Origin of the sequence: Kribbella sp. NPDC023972 (assembly GCF_040639075.1) — a bacterium.
GTDB lineage: Bacteria > Actinomycetota > Actinomycetes > Propionibacteriales > Kribbellaceae > Kribbella.
This window is the reverse complement of record NZ_JBEZZH010000003.1, coordinates 471,165-487,288: the sequence shown is the minus strand read 5'-3', so window position 1 is coordinate 487,288 and position 16,124 is coordinate 471,165. Positions and strand designations below refer to the sequence as shown.

The 16,124-nt window shown below is 68.5% G+C and carries 20 protein-coding genes; 14 read left to right on the top strand and 6 right to left on the bottom strand.

Features of this window, described 5'->3' with window-relative positions; all coding sequences use genetic code 11:
- Positions 1-107: 107 nt before the first annotated feature.
- On the bottom strand, positions 108-1,031 hold the full coding sequence (locus AB0F43_RS15500) for an alpha/beta hydrolase (protein WP_360475943.1): 924 nt from the start codon (positions 1,029-1,031) through the stop codon (positions 108-110).
- A gap of 53 nt (positions 1,032-1,084) precedes the next feature.
- On the opposite strand from AB0F43_RS15500, the gene ligD reads away from it, so the two are divergent.
- From ligD to AB0F43_RS15470, 6 genes are all read left to right on the top strand, one after another.
- On the top strand, positions 1,085-2,011 hold the full coding sequence (ligD, locus tag AB0F43_RS15495) for a non-homologous end-joining DNA ligase (protein WP_360475940.1): 927 nt from the start codon (positions 1,085-1,087) through the stop codon (positions 2,009-2,011).
- A gap of 58 nt (positions 2,012-2,069) precedes the next feature.
- Complete coding sequence (locus AB0F43_RS15490) at positions 2,070-2,276, top strand: hypothetical protein (protein WP_360475937.1); 207 nt, start codon at positions 2,070-2,072, stop codon at positions 2,274-2,276.
- Positions 2,277-2,456: 180 nt separating this feature from the next.
- Positions 2,457-3,086 (top strand): TetR/AcrR family transcriptional regulator, encoded by a 630-nt coding sequence (locus AB0F43_RS15485; protein ID WP_360475934.1) that lies wholly within the window; start codon positions 2,457-2,459, stop codon positions 3,084-3,086.
- Between the two features lie 148 nt (positions 3,087-3,234).
- Positions 3,235-3,462, top strand: coding sequence for a DUF3107 domain-containing protein (locus AB0F43_RS15480; protein WP_360475931.1), 228 nt, complete (start codon positions 3,235-3,237; stop codon positions 3,460-3,462).
- Positions 3,463-3,608: 146 nt separating this feature from the next.
- Positions 3,609-3,881 carry a GlsB/YeaQ/YmgE family stress response membrane protein gene (locus AB0F43_RS15475; RefSeq protein WP_360475929.1) on the top strand — a complete coding sequence of 91 codons (273 nt, stop codon included), beginning with the start codon at positions 3,609-3,611 and terminating at the stop codon, positions 3,879-3,881.
- 183 nt (positions 3,882-4,064) lie between these two features.
- Positions 4,065-4,343, top strand: coding sequence for a GlsB/YeaQ/YmgE family stress response membrane protein (locus tag AB0F43_RS15470; protein WP_360475926.1), 279 nt, complete (start codon positions 4,065-4,067; stop codon positions 4,341-4,343).
- 142 nt (positions 4,344-4,485) lie between these two features.
- Here the strand turns inward: AB0F43_RS15470 and AB0F43_RS15465 are convergent, their stop codons facing one another.
- Complete coding sequence (locus tag AB0F43_RS15465) at positions 4,486-5,166, bottom strand: ferritin-like fold-containing protein (protein WP_360475923.1); 681 nt, start codon at positions 5,164-5,166, stop codon at positions 4,486-4,488.
- Positions 5,167-5,626: 460 nt separating this feature from the next.
- Between AB0F43_RS15465 and AB0F43_RS15460 the strand changes: the two genes are divergently transcribed.
- Both AB0F43_RS15460 and AB0F43_RS15455 read left to right on the top strand, forming a co-directional pair.
- Positions 5,627-7,702 carry a DEAD/DEAH box helicase gene (locus AB0F43_RS15460; protein WP_360475920.1) on the top strand — a complete coding sequence of 692 codons (2,076 nt, stop codon included), beginning with the start codon at positions 5,627-5,629 and terminating at the stop codon, positions 7,700-7,702.
- Between the two features lie 101 nt (positions 7,703-7,803).
- Positions 7,804-8,718 carry a DUF4349 domain-containing protein gene (locus AB0F43_RS15455; protein WP_360475918.1) on the top strand — a complete coding sequence of 305 codons (915 nt, stop codon included), beginning with the start codon at positions 7,804-7,806 and terminating at the stop codon, positions 8,716-8,718.
- A 1-nt stretch (position 8,719) separates the two neighbouring features.
- Here AB0F43_RS15455 and AB0F43_RS15450 read toward each other — a convergent pair whose 3' ends face one another.
- On the bottom strand, positions 8,720-9,469 hold the full coding sequence (locus AB0F43_RS15450; protein WP_360475915.1) for a ParA family protein: 750 nt from the start codon (positions 9,467-9,469) through the stop codon (positions 8,720-8,722).
- An 87-nt stretch (positions 9,470-9,556) separates the two neighbouring features.
- Here AB0F43_RS15450 and AB0F43_RS15445 point away from each other — a divergent pair, with 87 nt between their 5' ends.
- The 3 genes from AB0F43_RS15445 to AB0F43_RS15435 are packed head-to-tail and all read left to right on the top strand — an operon-like array spanning position 9,557 to position 11,969.
- Complete coding sequence (locus AB0F43_RS15445) at positions 9,557-10,138, top strand: MFS transporter (protein WP_360475912.1); 582 nt, start codon at positions 9,557-9,559, stop codon at positions 10,136-10,138.
- Positions 10,139-10,144: 6 nt separating this feature from the next.
- Positions 10,145-11,092, top strand: coding sequence for a hypothetical protein (locus AB0F43_RS15440; RefSeq protein ID WP_360475909.1), 948 nt, complete (start codon positions 10,145-10,147; stop codon positions 11,090-11,092).
- 19 nt (positions 11,093-11,111) lie between these two features.
- Positions 11,112-11,969 (top strand): alpha/beta hydrolase, encoded by an 858-nt coding sequence (locus AB0F43_RS15435; protein WP_360475906.1) that lies wholly within the window; start codon positions 11,112-11,114, stop codon positions 11,967-11,969.
- Position 11,970: 1 nt separating this feature from the next.
- Here the strand turns inward: AB0F43_RS15435 and AB0F43_RS15430 are convergent, their stop codons facing one another.
- Positions 11,971-13,032 carry a hypothetical protein gene (locus tag AB0F43_RS15430; protein WP_360475903.1) on the bottom strand — a complete coding sequence of 354 codons (1,062 nt, stop codon included), beginning with the start codon at positions 13,030-13,032 and terminating at the stop codon, positions 11,971-11,973.
- The gene (locus AB0F43_RS15425) at positions 13,029-13,541 is read right to left on the bottom strand and encodes an RNA polymerase sigma factor (protein WP_360475900.1); all 513 of its coding nucleotides are present in this window, start codon (positions 13,539-13,541) and stop codon (positions 13,029-13,031) included. Before AB0F43_RS15425 ends, AB0F43_RS15430 begins: the two co-directional genes overlap by 4 nt.
- Positions 13,542-13,739: 198 nt before the next feature.
- Between AB0F43_RS15425 and AB0F43_RS15420 the strand changes: the two genes are divergently transcribed.
- The 3 genes from AB0F43_RS15420 to AB0F43_RS15410 are packed head-to-tail and all read left to right on the top strand — an operon-like array spanning position 13,740 to position 15,171.
- The gene (locus tag AB0F43_RS15420; protein ID WP_360475897.1) at positions 13,740-14,555 is read left to right on the top strand and encodes a hypothetical protein; all 816 of its coding nucleotides are present in this window, start codon (positions 13,740-13,742) and stop codon (positions 14,553-14,555) included.
- The gene (locus tag AB0F43_RS15415) at positions 14,552-14,857 is read left to right on the top strand and encodes a hypothetical protein (protein WP_360475894.1); all 306 of its coding nucleotides are present in this window, start codon (positions 14,552-14,554) and stop codon (positions 14,855-14,857) included. Before AB0F43_RS15420 ends, AB0F43_RS15415 begins: the two co-directional genes overlap by 4 nt.
- Positions 14,857-15,171, top strand: coding sequence for a hypothetical protein (locus tag AB0F43_RS15410; RefSeq protein WP_360475891.1), 315 nt, complete (start codon positions 14,857-14,859; stop codon positions 15,169-15,171). Before AB0F43_RS15415 ends, AB0F43_RS15410 begins: the two co-directional genes overlap by 1 nt.
- On the opposite strand, the gene AB0F43_RS15405 is transcribed toward AB0F43_RS15410, so the two are convergent.
- Positions 15,168-16,121, bottom strand: a complete 954-nt coding sequence (locus AB0F43_RS15405) for an ATP-binding cassette domain-containing protein (RefSeq protein ID WP_360475889.1) — start codon at positions 16,119-16,121, stop codon at positions 15,168-15,170. The genes AB0F43_RS15410 and AB0F43_RS15405 overlap by 4 nt on opposite strands.
- Positions 16,122-16,124 lie beyond the last annotated feature (3 nt).

Sequence of the window (16,124 nt, the reverse complement as noted above, 5' to 3'; positions counted from 1 at the left end):
TCCTCTCGTTCGACGAACACGGTGTTCGTCCGACTCCATGAGCGAGAGGAAAGTTGATCCGACCAGCCGCTCAACCGTGTCTCAGTCCGGGCACAGCTGTGACTCGATCAACCGATCAGCTGACGGAACGCGCGCTCCACCTGTTCGGGATGTTCCATCTGGGCGACGTGACCCGACTGCGGGATGTAGAGCAACCGCGCGTCCCGGAAGCTGCGCTGGGCCTTGGTCCGGATCCGGGCGTCGACCAGTCGGTCCTTGCCGCCGTAGATCAGCAGCACGGGGCACTCGACGCGCGCCGCGTCCACCCACAGCGACCGCCGTGGCGGCGCCAGATAGGACCGCAGGATGCTCCGGGCGCCGTCAACTGTCGCCTGCATCCCCCACGGGTCCGTGTCGCGGCGGCGCAATTCCGCCTCGTACGCCGCCCGCAGCTCGGGCGACACCGATCGCGGGTCACCGAACACCATCGCCAAGGACGCCCGGAACCGCCGGTCGAACGGCAGCCGCCGAGTCCGCTCCAGCACAACCCGGCCGAGCCGGGGTGTGGCGACCGCGGCGAACCACAGGGCGGTGGCGGAGGCCCGCGGATGCGGCAGCGCGGGAGAGATCAGGGTCAGTGAGGCGACCAAGTCGGGCCGGCGTGCGGCCAGTGCCACCGACGACGCTCCACCCATGGAGTTGCCGAACAGGTGCACCGGCTGGTCGGTCTCACGCTCGATCAGCTCGATCAGTACGTCGACCTGCTCCTCGATCCCCGCGGCTCCGGCCAACGGCGTACGCCCGAAGCCGGGAAGGTCCGGCGCCATGCCGCGGACGGTGTCGTTGAGCAGCAGTCCCAGCGAGGTCCAGTTCAGCGACGACCCGCCGAGGCCGTGCACGAACAGCGCCGGCGGCAGGTCCGCCGCCGCGCCTGGGACGTCTCTGACCAGGAGATCAACCCCCGCGACCGGCACTCGCCGCGCCGGCCATTCCTGCGCACCCAACGGCACGACGTTGCCGGTTACTGCCGCGTAACTCTCCACGAATCCCATGGTAAGACCGCAGCCGCGACGTTAGGAGAGGTCTCGGGTGGAGACTGGGACGCATGGCAGCCGCACCGAAGCAACTGACGACCGAGGTCGACGGGCAGACGATGAAGCTCACCAACCTTGGGAAGGTGCTGTACCCGCAGACGGGCTTCACCAAGGCCGAGGTGATCGACTACTACCACCAGGTCGCCGAACTGTTGCTGCCACACCTGTCCGACCGTCCGCTGACCCGTAAGCGGTGGCCTGACGGCACGGAGGCGGCGTACTTCTTCGAGAAGAACGCACCCCGCGGTACGCCGTCCTGGGTGCGGACGGTGACGCTGCCGACCCCCGGGAGCTCGACCGGGAGGGACGAGGCCGACTTCGTGGTGGCCGACGACGTCCAGACGGTGGTGTGGCTGGCCAACCTCGCCGCACTCGAGTTGCACGTGCCGCAGTGGCGGATCAGTCTGTCCGACCAGGGCAGGGACCCACAGGCCGACCTGATCGTGTTCGACCTCGACCCGGGGCCCGGAGCCACCATCGTCGAGTGCTGCGACGTGGCACTCGCATTGCGCGAGCTGCTGAGCCACTTCGGGCTGGAGGGCTGGCCGAAGACGTCAGGTAACAAGGGCATGCACCTTTACGTGCCGATCGAGCCGGCGTCGTCGAAGAAGACCAGTGCGTTCGCCAAACAGCTCGCGGAGCAGCTCGCCGAGGCGTTGCCGGAGAACGTGACCGCCAACATGACCAAAGCGCTCCGACCTGGCAAGGTGTTCATCGACTGGAGTCAGAATGCGAGCGCGAAGACCACACTGGCGCCGTACTCACTGCGCGGAGCCGAGGAGCCGCGGGTGTCCACCCCGATCGACTGGGACGAGGTAGCTTCGGCCACCGCACCGGAGGAGCTCCGCTTCCTGCCACACGAGGTGCTCGCCCGGATCGAGGAGTACGGCGACGTCCTGGAAGGCATGTACGACGACCCGAAGCCGCTACCGTCGTAATCGTCGTACCAGCTGTAACCGTTCGTGACCGTCGTTGACCGAGAGGAGAGTCAGTCGCATGACCAGCGAGACCGACTATGAGGGTCCCGGCATCGGCAGCGTCCCTGACGACGCCCCCGAGGCCGACGTACTGGAGCAACGCCAGAGTTCGACCGTGGTGGACGACGAGACCGAGGAGACCGGCGTACCGATCGAGGCCGACCCGGCTGACGTGGACGACCAGCGCCGCGAGATCGGCGACGCCGACGAGGACGACTACCGCTGAGCCGCCCGGCGCGGGACACCGGCCACGGGTCGGAGCAGTACGCCGGAACGGTGGTGAGTACCACGATGGAACACCGAACGGTGGGGAAGCTACTGGCCGGAAGGACTGCTGGGTAGGATTCGGGGAACGACCCGGCGGTCGAGCCCGCGCCGCCGGTGCCGCACCATCGAAGGAGCCGACGTGTCGACGACACCCGAGACCGCGCCGAAGCGCGGCAGCCGCCTGCCGCGGCTGGCCCGCCGTGCGCAACTGCTCGAGGCGGCCCAGGAGGTCTTCGTCGCGAACGGCTACCACGCCGCCGCGATGGACGACATCGCCGACCGCGCCGGCGTCTCGAAGCCGGTCCTCTACCAGCACTTCCCCGGCAAGCTGGAGCTGTACCTGGCGCTGCTGGACACCTCCTGTGATGCAATCATCGCCTCGGTCCGGGACGCGCTGAAGTCGACCGACGACAACAAGCAGCGGGTCACCGCCACCATGCACGCGTTCTACGACTACGTGGCGAACGCGCAGGGAGCGTTCCGGCTGGTGTTCGAGTCGGACCTGACCAACGAGCCGGCCGTCCGCGAGCGGGTCGACCGGGTCACCCACGCCTGCGCCGAGGCGGTGTCCGAGGTGATCAGCGCCGACGCGGGGCTGAACCGTGAGCAGTCGATGGTACTGGCGGTCAGCCTGGTCGGCATGGCGCAGGTCAGCGCCCGCTTCTGGCTGGCCGCGGACAACCCGTCGCTGCCCCAGGAGCACGCCGCCGACCTGGTCGCGTCACTGGCCTGGCGTGGCATCGGCGGCTTCCCCCGCACGGAGAGCTGACGCCGTACGGCGACGGCCCGCGTCCCGGCGTCCGCCGTACTCGCGAGGTTCTGCTCTGGGCGGACGGGTGAGAGCTGACGGCGCGCAGCGGATAGGCTCGAACCGTCACCGGCGAGAGCCGCCGGTCGGAACGTGCCCGGAGGGTTTCGTGGAGGTCAAGATCGGCGTGCAGCACGCCAATCGTGAGTTGGTGCTGGAGAGCGAGCAGAGCCCGGACGAGGTGCAGCAGGCCGTGGCCGACGCGCTGAGCGGCAGCTCGGCGCTGTTGCAGCTGACCGACGACAAGGGCCGCCGGGTGATCGTGCCCGCGGACCGGCTCGCGTACGTCGAGATCGGTGAGGTGTCGATCCGAAAGGTCGGCTTCGGCGCGATCTGACCGAAGCCCTCCTGACGCTGAGTTGCAATCCGGCGGCGACTAAACCGCAACACGTTTGGGCAGGTCGGCGACCGGCAACCGTTCGGGTGCGGCGAGACAATCGTCACGCCGCGTGGACGCGGTCGTCACAAGAAGGAGCCAGCGTCATGGAAATCATCGGTGTGATCGTGGCCGGTATCATCATCGGCCTGCTCGGCAAGTTCGTCGCCCCCGGCGACAGGGACAACATCCCGTTGTGGCTCACCGTGCTGTGCGGTATCGGCGGGGTCCTGATCGGTTACTACGTGGCCGCGGCGCTCGGCGTCGAGGCCACCAGCGGGATCGACTGGATCCGGTGGGTCGTCAGCATCATCGTCGCCGCGGTACTCGTCGTCATTGCCGCCATGGTCACCGGACGAGGCAAGGCCCGCTCCGTCTGATCCTCGCCTTCCCCGACCGGCCGCATCCTCTGGTGTGGCCGGTCGGCGTCGTCTAGGGACCCAGGCGACCGAAGGCTGGCGCGGAGACCTAGGCCTGAAGGCCGAGGGCGGCCGTGCGGGCGTGCTCTCGTTTGTCACGGGGCACCGGACAGGGGGAAGGTAGGCATCCCTCAAGGAGGAACCGTGTACTGGGTCTGGATGATCATCGTCAGCCTCATCGCGGGCATCATCTTCGGGCCGCTGGCCCGGCTGGTGCTCCCCGGCAAGCAGAACATCAGCCTCGTCTGGACCATCCTGGGCGGCGGCATCGGCGCCTTCCTCGGTGGTCTGATCGCCTACTTCCTCGGCGTCAAGGACACCAGCGGGCCGGACTGGATCCAGTACCTGATCCAGATCGTCTGCGCCGCGATCGTCATCGCGGTCATCTCCGCCCGCAACACCGGGTCGAGAACCACCGCCTGACCGAGCAACTCACCGGCCGCTGACCCCCTGGGGTGTGGCGGCCGTTGCCATTTCCCTGGCTGACCCAGCAGATTGGGGGTTCAGCACCCGGATTCAGGGTGGCAAACCCACCAAGTGCTGGGTCAGCCAGGGAAATGGGAGCTCAGGGCTGGAGGCCCAGGGCGGTCATGCGGGCGGTGTGGGCCTCGGTCAGGCGGGTGAGCATGCGGCCGATCGCGGCCAGGTCGAGGCCGGGGCGGTCGACGCTGCCGGCCAGCAGTGCGGCCAGGGAGTCGCGGTCGGCGGCGATCCGTTGCGCCTGGCTCAGCGCCTCGCCGACCAGGCGGCGTCCCCACAGCGCCAGCCGGCCGCCGAGTTTCGGGTCCTCCTCGATCGCGGCCCGGACCCGGTCCACCACGAACTCGGCCTGCCCGGAGTCGGCGAACACCTCGAGCACCAGGGCCCGGGTCTCCGCGTCCACGAACGACGCGATCTCGCGGTAGAAGTCGTTCGCCAGGCCGTCCCCGACGTACGCCTTGACCAGGCCCTCCAGCCAGTCCGACGGCGCGGTGTGGTCGTGGAACGCCGTCAGCGGCGTCACGAACGGCGCCATCGCCTCCATCGGGTCCACACCGAGCGCGACCAGCCGGTCCCGCAGTTGCTGGAAGTGCTGGAACTCGGTCGTCGCCAGCGCGGCCAGCTCCGCCTTGTCGTTCAGCGTCGGCGCCAGTTTGGCGTCCTCGGCCATCCGCTCGAACGCGGTCAGCTCGCCGTACGCGAGAACTCCCAGCAGATCCACCGCCGCGGCCCGGTAGGCGGGATCATCAAAGGCCGTCTGCTCCATGCCCGGCACCTTATCTGCCCCCGGCTCCGCGTGGCGTAAAGCACACTCCCCTGCTCCGACGAGGGTCGGGTGGAGCGGCGGAAGGCACACGAAGCGGCGTTGACAGGTCTAGGGTGCGTCTCCCAGTTCCCTGCAGTAGCGAGCAGGTGCTCGGCGGAGTGCAGCGCAAGGCGGAGGGCGAGGCTCGGAGTGGGGTTCTCCGTGCCTCGCCCTCCAACGCCGCGATGTGCCCGCCGAGTGCCGCGCAGCACGCAGGGAACTGGGAGACGTGCCCTAGCGGTTACACTGGTGGGCGATTCGCCGGTGACGCGCCCAGATGGGCAAGCTGGTGCGAGGTGCTTGCACAGTGTCCCCGCGCCTCACGACGGGGCTGAAGAGCCCCAGGCGCCCGGCCACTGATGCAACTGTCCGTACAAGCATGTGAGAGGCGATCAGCCTGACCACCTTCCGAGAGCTCGGGGTGCTGCCCGAGATCTGTGACGCGCTCGACCGCGTCAACATCGTGGAGCCGTTTCCGATCCAGGAAATGACGCTCCCCGTCGCCCTGATGGGCACCGACCTGATCGGCCAGGCCCGGACCGGGACCGGCAAGACGCTCGGCTTCGGCATCCCGCTGCTGCAGCGCACCATCTCCCCTGGCGAGCCGGACTACGAAGAGCTCGCCGCGCCCGGCAAGCCGCAGGCGCTGGTCGTCACCCCCACCCGTGAGCTGACCATCCAGGTCGCCAAGGACCTGCAGACCGCGTCCACCGTCCGCACCGTCCGGGTCCTGACCGTGTACGGCGGGGTGGCGTACGAGCCGCAGCTGGACGCGCTGAAGAAGGGCGTCGACGTCGTCGTCGGCACCCCCGGACGCCTGCTGGACCTGGCGAACCGCGGCGTGCTCGACCTCAGCCACATCAAGGTGCTGGTGCTGGACGAGGCCGACGAGATGCTCGACCTCGGTTTCCTGCCCGACGTGGAACGCATTCTGCGCAAGACCCCCGAGCTGCGCCAGACGATGTTGTTCTCGGCAACGATGCCGTCGGCCGTGATCGCGCTGGCCCGCACCCACATGCGGCACCCGCTGAACATCCGGGCGGAGTCGCACGAGGACACGCAGATGGTGCCGACCACGGCCCAGTTCGTCTACCGCGCGCACGACCTGGACAAGCCCGAGGTGGTGGCCCGGATCCTGCAGGCCGAGGACCGCGGCCGGGTGATGATCTTCTGCAAGACCAAGCGCGAGGCGTCCCGGCTGACCGACGATCTGCAGGACCGCGGTTTCCAGGCGGCCGCGATCCACGGTGACCTGAACCAGCAGGCCCGCGAGCGGGCGCTGATGCGGTTCCGCGGTGACAAGATCGACGTACTGATCTGCACCGACGTGGCGGCCCGCGGCATCGACGTCGAGGGTGTCACCCACGTCATCAACAACACCTGCCCCGAGGACGAGAAGGCCTACATCCACCGGATCGGCCGGACCGGCCGGGCGGGGGCCAGCGGGATCGCGATCACCTTCGTCGACTGGGCGGACGTGACCCGGTGGAAGACGATCAACAAGGCGCTCGACCTGCCGTACGACGAGCCGCAGGAGATCTACTCGACGTCGACGGAGCTGTACCACGACCTGGGCATCCCGAGCGAGGCGAAGGGCCGGATCAAGCCGGCCCGGGAGCCACACGAGGACAAGCCGGCGGGGCGTCGTACCGAGCGGGCCGGCGAGCGTAGTAGCGAGCGTGGCGGCGAGGAGAGCGGCGAGCGTACGACGCGGAAGCGGAACCGGAGCCGGAAGCGTTTGCGGTCCGGACAGGTGGTGGAGGTGAAGTCCGAGGCCGACGTCACCGCGAAGACGCAGGTGCCGCCGACCGAGGAGTCCTCGACCGAGGCCGCCGAGGCACCCCGCGAACGCAAGCCCCGCAAGCGCACCCGCACCCGCAAGGCCACGGAGCCCGCCATTGAGTCGGCTGCCGCGAAGCCGACCGCTGCTGAGCCGACCGCGGCCGAGCCGGCCGCTGCTGAGTCGGTGACTGCCGAGGTGGTTGTGGACGAGGCGGCCGAGAAGCCGGCCAAGCGCACCCGGACCCGGAAGTCCGCAGAGCCCACCGCTGCTGAGCCGGCGACTGCCGAGGCTGTGGTGGACGAGCCGACTGAGAAGCCGGCCAAGCGCACCTGGACCCGGAAGTCCGCAGAGCCCACCGCTGCTGAGCCGGCGACCGCCGAGGCCGTGGTGGACGAGCCGACTGAGAAGCCGGCCAAGCGCACTCGGACCCGGAAGTCCGCGGAGCCCACCGCTACTGAGCCGGCGACCGCCGAGGCCGTGGTGGACGAGCCGGCAGACAAGCCGGCCAAGCGCCGAACCCGAAAGTCCGCGGAGCCCACTGCGGAGGCGCCTGCCGAGGAAGCCACGACCGGTGAGGCAGCTGACGCGCCGGTCAAGCGGACGCGGACCCGGGCTCGCAAGGCCGCGGAGTCGAAGACGGCTGAAAGCGATGCGCCGGCCGCGCCGGCGCCGGGGACCAGCCCGACGGTCCCGTTGTTCACCGCTCCGGAGTGATCTGCCCGTCGCCCGACCGTGGCTGAACAGTGATCTGAACCTGCAACACCCTGCCCCTCGGTTGCCGTCCTAGCGGTAACCACGAGAGAGGGGCATGGGTGATGAGGCGGATCAAGACTGCCGCGGCCGGGGTGGCGTTGCTGGGGATGGTGCTGCTGGCGGGGTGCTCGAGTGGCGGCGACGACAGCGTGTCGGGAGCGGCCGCACCGGCCGACCGGCAGGATGCCGGCTCCGGTGAGGCGTCCAAGGGCAAGGAGAGCGGGAGCGCACCGCAGGCGCAGGACAAGCCGGGCGCCGAGCCGACGTTGACGCGGGCGATCATCAAGACCGGATCGCTGACTATCGAGGCCGAGGACGTGGACGCCCAGCGGCAGAAGGCGATCACGGTCATCACCGGCCTGAAGGGACAGGTCGCCTCCGAGGACACCGGTAGCGACCACGGGGGCAAGATCACCCGGGCGAATCTCGTCCTGAAGGTGCCGACCGCGTCGTACGAGACCGCGATCCAGCGGCTGTCCGAGCTCGGCAAGCGGATGCAGATCCACCAGGAGTCCAGTGATGTCACCGAGCAGGTCGTCGACGTGGAGAGCCGGATCGCCTCTCAGCGCGCCAGCCTGGAACGGATGCGTACCCTGCTCGCCAAGGCGAACACGATCGGCGAGATCGTCTCGGTGGAGACCGAGCTGACCCGGCGCGAGGCCGACCTGGAATCCCTGCTGGCGAAGCAGAAGAACCTCGCCCTGCAGACCGAGCTCGCCACGCTCGCGCTCACGTTGACCGCGAAGGGCGAGGCGCCGCCGGTTCCCCAGGACCCGGAGCGCGGGTTCATGGCGGGGCTCAAGGGCGGCTGGGGCGCCTTCGCCGCCACGTTCGTCGTGCTGGCCACGGTCCTCGGCGCGGTGTTGCCGTTCCTGGTCCTGCTCGCTCTGATCGTCGTACCGCTGTACCGGTACCGGCACCGGCTGCGCCGTCAGCCGGCGCTCGCTCCCGCGCAGACTCCGGACAACAGGCAGTAGATCAGAGCAACGCGCCGGCCAGCGCCCGGTACGCCTTCGCACCGGGCGAGGCCGGCGACGTGCTCAGGATGGTCTCGCCGATCGCCGGCGCCTCCGCGAACCGGATCGACTTCGGGATGGCCGGCTCCAGCACGTCCAGCGAATAGGTGTCGGCGATCGTCTCCAGCACCGTCCGGGCGTGCGTCGTACGCCCGTCGTACAGGGTCGGCAGGACGCCGAGCACGTTGAGACCGGGGTTCGTCAGCCGCTGGACGTCGTGGACCGTGTCGAGTAGTTGCCCTACGCCACGATGTGCCAACGTCTCGCACTGCAGGGGAATCAGTACGTCGGACGCCGCGGACAGCCCGTTCACCGTGAGCAGACCGAGCGTCGGCGGGCAGTCGACGATGATCCAGTCGTACGACGCTCGCAGCGGGCGTAAGGCGGTCCGCAACATCTGCTCCGGGCCGCTCTCCCGGGCCAGCTGCACCTCCGCCGTCGCCAGCTCGATCGTGGCCGGCAGCAGATCCGGCCCGCCCTCGAACTCGACCAGCACGTCGCGGGCCTGCACACCACCGAGCAGGACCTGATGGATCGACTTGTCCAGGTCCTCGGGGTCGATCCCGAGCGAGAACGTCAGACAGGCCTGTGGGTCCAGGTCGACGACCAGCACCCGTTGACCGCGCTCCGCCAGGGCAGCGCCGAGCGTCGCGACCGTGGTCGTCTTGGCCACGCCGCCTTTCTGGTTGGCAACCGCCATCGTGCGAGGCACCCGGCCATTGTGCCGTACCCCGGAACGCCGGAACGCACCCCGGGGGGTGTTGACCTCAACTATGCTTCAACTTTCACCATGATGGGCATGACCGGAACGACACTGTGCCCCGATCCGCCGACCCCCGACTGCGATGACGACACCCGCGCCGGCGTTACCCCCGCGGCCGATCCTGTCCCGCTCCGCGCCGGCCGCCGGGAGTGGCTCGGGCTGGCCGTGCTCGCCCTGCCGACCATCCTGATCGGCCTGGATGGGACTGTGCTGCACCTCGCGGCGCCAGTCGTGAGCACCGACCTGGCTCCCAGTTCGTCCCAGTTGCTCTGGATCATCGACGTCTACGGCTTCGTGGTGGCCGGTCTACTCGTCACGATGGGCACGGTCGGCGACCGGATCGGCCGCCGCCGGCTGCTGATGATCGGCGCCGCCGGGTTCCTGGCCGCGTCGGTCCTGGCCGCGTTCGCGACCAGTCCCGAGCTGCTGATCGCCGCTCGCGCGCTGCTCGGCCTGGCCGGTGCCACCTTGATGCCCTCGACGTTGTCACTGCTCAGCAACATGTTCCGCGATCCTCATCAGCGCCGGCTGGCGATCGCGATCTGGATGACCAACTTCATGATCGGTGGCATGGCCGGACCGCTGATCGGCGGCGTACTGCTCGACCATTTCTGGTAGGGTTCGGTGTTCCTGATCGGCGTACCGCCGCTGATCGTGTTGCTGGTGGCTGGTCCGATCCTGCTGCCGGAGTTCCGGAACGTGCGGGCCGGCCGGGTCGACCTGCTCAGCGTCGCGCTCTCCACCGGGGCGATCGTCACGGTCGTGTACGCCATCAAGGAGACCGCGAAGAGCGGGCCGCACCTGGGCAGCTTGGGCATCGCGCTCGTCGGTGTCGTCCTGGGCTGGGTCTTCGCGCGGCGACAACTGGTGCTCGCGGACCCGCTGATCGATCTGCGGCTGTTCCGGCGGGCCACGTTCAGCGCGTCGCTCGGAGCGCAGATGTTCGGGTTGTTCGTGCTCGCGGCGATGCAGTTCCTGACGGTTCAGTACTTCCAGCTCGTGCTCGGCATGTCCCCGCTCGAGGCCGGGCTGTGGATGCTGCCGATGATGGTCACCGGGATCATCGGTACGCTCGGCGCGCCGTGGGTCGTCCGCCACCTCAGGTCCGGTACGGCGATGACCCTCGGCTTCGCGGCCGCCGTACCAGGGCTCGCGCTGATGGCCATCGCCGGGCGCTTGCCAGTCGTGATCGGCCTGGCAATCGTCAGTCTGGGCATCCAGGTGGTCCTTGCTCTGACGTACGACGTTGTGGTGAGCAGTGCACCGCCGGAGCGAGCGGGTGTCGCGTCTGGGATGGGTGAGACCGGCACGGAGCTCGGCATCGCTCTTGGGATCGCCATCGGGGGCAGCATCGTCACCGCTGTCTACCGCGCTGGTGTACCAGAGTCCGCAGGCGACACGCTGGGTGGTGCGGTTGCGGCTGCTGAGCAATTGCCTGGCCCGGTCGCGCAGGAGCTGTTGTCGGTCGCTCGTGACGCCTACACGAACGGTGTTCAGCTGGCAGTCGTGGTCAGCGCCGCGATCGTGGTTCTGCTCGGGGTGGCCACGGCCACACTGGTTCGGACGGACTGAGCGGATACCCTCTTTACTTGTGAGTACGCCGCGTTCGCTGACGTTGCCCGACGGGGTTCGCCCTGCGATCCTCGAGACCGACCGTGGGTCCTTCGCGACCCTGATGGCCGTGCCCGACATCGGTACGCCGCTGGGGACGGTGCTGCTCGTGCCGGGATGGACCGGCAGCAAGGAGGACTTCACCCCGCTGGTGGACCACCTGTGCCGCTACGGCTGGCGTACGGTCGCGGTGGACCAGCGCGGCCAGTACGAGACCCCGGGCCCAGCCGACCCGGCGGCATACACGCTGGCAGAGCTCGGCGCCGACGTGGTCGCGATGAGCAAGGCACTCGGCGGCTACAGCCAGCTGGTCGGGCATTCGTTCGGTGGCCTGGTGGCGCGCGAGGCGGTGCTCACCGATCCGTCGGTGTTCTCGACGATCAGCCTGCTGTGCTCCGGTCCGGCGGCGTTCACCGACGAGGTGACGCTGCAGGGCCTGCAGATGCTCGCGTACGGGCTGGACAACCTGCCGATCGAGCAGGTGTACGACCTGAAGCTGCAGCACGAGAGCACCGGCCCGCGGTACGTCGCACCACCCGAGGAGATCGCGGCCTTCCTCCGCAAGCGCTTCACCGGCAACGTCCCGGTCAGCCTGGCGGAGATCACCCGGCGGCTGATTGACGCGCAGGACAAGACCGATCAGCTGGCGAAGTCCGGCGTACGCGCCCAAGTACTGTACGGCGAAGGTGACGACGGCTGGCCGATCGAGGTGCAGCGCGCCATGGCCGAGGCCCTGGGTGTGGAGCCCCAGGTCATCCCCGAGGCGTTCCACTCCCCCGCCATCGAGCAGCCGGCCGCCACGGCAGGGCTACTGGTGAGGTTCTTCCACGACCGCTGAGCTACTTGACCGGTCGGACCGCTGGCGCGACCTCCACCATGTCCAGGCCCACCGGGGTGAGCGCGGCTTTCACCTGCTCGGTGTAGGCGAGCAGCTGGACCAGGACACGGCCGCCGTCCAGCCCCGAACCGCCGGACATGGTGATGCCGAGCTCCCGTTGGCTCATCAGGTCGCCCACCTGCTGGTTGACCCGGTCGGTGTCGGTGCGGCTCAGCAGGACCGGGGCCACGCACAGGTTGCCCTCATACACCTTCTCGAAGGCTGTCCGGAAGGCTTCCAGGTCACCGTGGGCGACGCCGACCATCATCACGACCGGCGCACCCCGGGACGAGCCGTTCGGGTAGTACGTGACCGGGCCGTAGATCTGGTCCGCGCGCGCGGCCAGGAAATCCACCACCGCGGGCGAGTTGATATTGCTCGGCTTCGATACCCAGCCACCGGCCGGCGGCGGGCACGGCAGGGGCGCGAGCGGCTTGCTCACCGGTACGACGGGTGCCTTCTGCTCCTGCACGTCGATGGAGCGGTCACCCCAGAGCCCGATCACCGCGGCGCGGCCGGTGCGAACACCCTTGATCATCTTCGGGTCGGTGAGGCGGTCGAGGTTCACGCCCTTCAGCGTGACCGCGAGAGTGTCCGGACAGCTGGGCGCCGGTTCCTTGCCGGGCGGGTAGCCGATGGCCGGCTTGGCCAGCGGCGGGCAGAACACCGGAGCCTTCCCCGGTACGGCGATCACGTCGCCGCTGACCTGGACCTTGTCACCGGGGCGGATCAGCAGGTCGTCGTTCGACGACCCGGACTGCACGGTCCGCGCTTCCGGTTGATTGCTTTGAGCAACCGACTGGCTCGGTCCGGCAGTGGGCTCCGGACCACCCTCGGGCAGCACGGTGAGCGCGGCGGCGGCGATCGCGGCAACGCTCGCGGCGGCCAGCGCCGGCACCCAGGCGCGGTTGCGGCGGCCGCCGAGCATCCGTTCCAGGTCGGGTTCGGGAGCTGACGGCTGGTCCGCGCGCCACCGCACGCCGGCCCTGGTCAGCAGGTCGTCGACCTCGTCGGTCGGGTTCATTCGCTGATCTCCAGAAGGGTGCGCAGGCGAGCCCGCGCATCGGACAGGGTGGACTTGACGGTGCCTTCGGAGCAGCCCATCACCGCGGCCGTGTCGGCGACCGACAGGTCCGCGAAGTAGTAACAGTCCACCGCGAGGCGTTGCCGTGCCGACAAGGTGGCGAGCGCGTGGTCGACGTCCATCCGGGCATCCAGATCCGGCCGCGACACCGGACCGTCGTGGTAGTCCAGCTCCCCGACCGGCCGCAACCGCCGGGCCGCCTTCCGGGCCTGGTCCGCGGTGATCGCGAGCAGCCAGGCCGACGCGGTCCCCCGGCTTGCGTCGTACTGACTCCGCTTGGACCACGCCCGCGCGAGCGCCTCCTGCACGATGTCGTCCCGGTCCGCGCCCATCGCGAGCCGCCCCGCCAGCCGAGCCATCGCCGGCAGATGCGGCCGCACCCACTCCACGAACCCGGACCCATCCGCAGGCGGACCCACCTCCACCACCACCGCCGGCTCATCCGTCATCGTCGGCATACCCTGTCTACCCCCGAATCCCACTTCCGGTTGGGTCCCTACCCGACTTCCAACGACCCCGCCCACTCCAAGTCACACCCCCACCCCGATCCGTAACCTCCCCGAGTTATCCACAAATCCCCAAAACCCACCCCGAACCCCCTCCCCCACTCACTACGGTCAAAGAACCAACCGACCTGGGGAGAACACATGCCACCCGCTCCGGACCGCCCACCCGAGCCCTCCGCCCTCCACGAAGCCTTCGAACGCAACGGCCCTCTCGACTGGGGCGAGAACTCCCTCTCGACAGCCGATATCGCGCACCTCCACGGGACCGACGCCGCCTGGAGGAGCCTCTGGCTTCTCGAACGAGCTGCCATCGTCGAGCCGAACGTGACCGCGCAGTTCTTGGAGTCCCTGCCCCCGACCGCTTCGGCCCACGAACTGGCGAAACGGGTGAAATCGCCGGTGTCGCTCGCTCGCAAGATCCGGGACTGGTCGGAGGCCGAGAGGCGCTTCCCGATCGACGACGTGCTGCGGTACACGGTGCTGACAGAGACGCCAGCCGACTTGGTAGCCGCAGCTCGTCACACCGTTGACGAGCTCGGCGACCATGGATGGCGGGTGACCTATGCGATGCAGTCATATACCGACGGCTCGCGGTACAAGGGCATACACGCGTACCTGGCCTCACCGGAGATAGCTCAGGCTGAAGTTCAGTTCCATTCGGTAGCGTCTGCAAAGGTCAAGGAGCTGACGACCCGCTGGTACGAAATCGAGCGCAGTGCCACGGCCACCCCGGAGGAGCGCGCAGCCGCGCGGCAGCGGTGCGTCGACCTGTCTGGGACACTCCGACCGCCCGAGGGGATCAGCGACCTGAAAATGCTTGGCGGTAAACGGGTCGCGGTCAAGAACTACAGTGACTCCAGAGATCCGGTGGACCAGCGGGGAACTCTTTCTGCCAGCACTACACGGCGGGCAGCACACCCGACAGCACTCGACAAGCATGATGGGATCGCGCGATGAAGCTCTATCTGGTGAAGGAAGGAGAGCGCCGGGTCTGGGTGGCGGCGTTGGCGCACGAGACGATGTACGCGTACGTCGCCAATACGGGCAAGTTTCACGACAACAATGCTTTGCGCAACGACTTCTACATGGAGCGCTGGTTCACGTACGAGGAAATCGGCCCGTCCGAGGCGCGTCGGTTGATCGACGATGGGGTCGGTCGGCTTGATGAGCGTTCCGACGCTCTCGAGCGATGGCGGGCCGATCCCAACCCCCTCGACCCAGCCGACGTGCTCTCGATCGCGGCCGGGTACAACCGCTGATGACGCGGTTGTATTTGGTGAAGGATGGGGAACGGGAGCTGTGGGTGGCGGCGTTGGTGGACGAGGATGTCTGGACCTACGTGGTGAACACAGGGAAGTTCCACCGCAACGAAGGTGCGCGACATGACTTCTACTTCTTGAATGAGTTGGAGTACGTCGACATCGGGATCGCCGAGGCGCAGCGGCTGATCCGGGCCAGGGTGGGGACGGTGGACGAGCAGGAGTTTCCGGACTCGGCCCGACGGTGGCGGGAGGACGAGCACGCGATGGACTCGGAGGTCGTCTTCGCCTCCATGGCCGCTGATCTCGGTTAGCTGGGGGTTGGGGTGTAGAGCTGGGTTATGACTGATTCGATGGTGGGTTCGGCGAGGGTCAGGTCGACCAGGGGGTAGTTGGCGGCTATGTGGGAGAGGAGTGGGGCGGCTTTGGTGGTGGTGGGGAAGGTCAGGTGCTGGCGGGGGCCGTTGACTTTCACCACGGTGGCGCCGGGGACTTCGATGGGTGGTAGCGAGGTGGCGAGGTCGACGACGAGGGTGCGGGGTGCGGATTGGCTGGCTTTGAGGCGGTCGAGGGTGCCGTCGAAGATCTGGTGACCGTGGTCGATGACCATCACCCGTGAACACAGCGCCTCGATGTCGTCGAGGTCGTGGGTGGTGAGGATGACGGTGGTACGGCGTTCCGCGTTGACCTGGGCGAGGAATTCGCGCAGCCGGGCCTTGCTGATCACGTCGAGGCCGATCGTCGGCTCGTCCAGGTAGACGATCTCCGGGTCGTGCAGCAGGGCGGCCGCGATGTCGCCACGCATGCGTTGACCCAACGACAGTTGGCGGACCGGTACGTCGAGCAGATCGCCGAGGTCGAGCAGTTCCACGAACGTCGCCAGGTTCTCCGCGTGCCGTGCTCGGGGTACGTCGTACATCTTCTGCAGTACGGCGAACGAGTCCTTCAACGGAAGGTCCCACCACAGCGTGGTGCGCTGGCCGAAGACCACGCCGATCCGTTTGGCCAGCTTGAGCCGGTGGCGCGACGGATCGACGCCCGCGACCCGGATCGAGCCGCCGCTCGGCACCAGGATGCCGGTGAGCATCTTGATCGTGGTCGACTTCCCGGCGCCGTTCGGGCCGATGTAGCCGACCACCTCGCCCGGCTCGACCGTGAACGACAGACCGTCCACGGCGCGGACCTCGCGGCGGGTACGGCGTAATCCGGTCCGCGACGTCACGGTGAAGGCGCGGGACACGTTGTCCAGCTCGATGACTGCCACTGC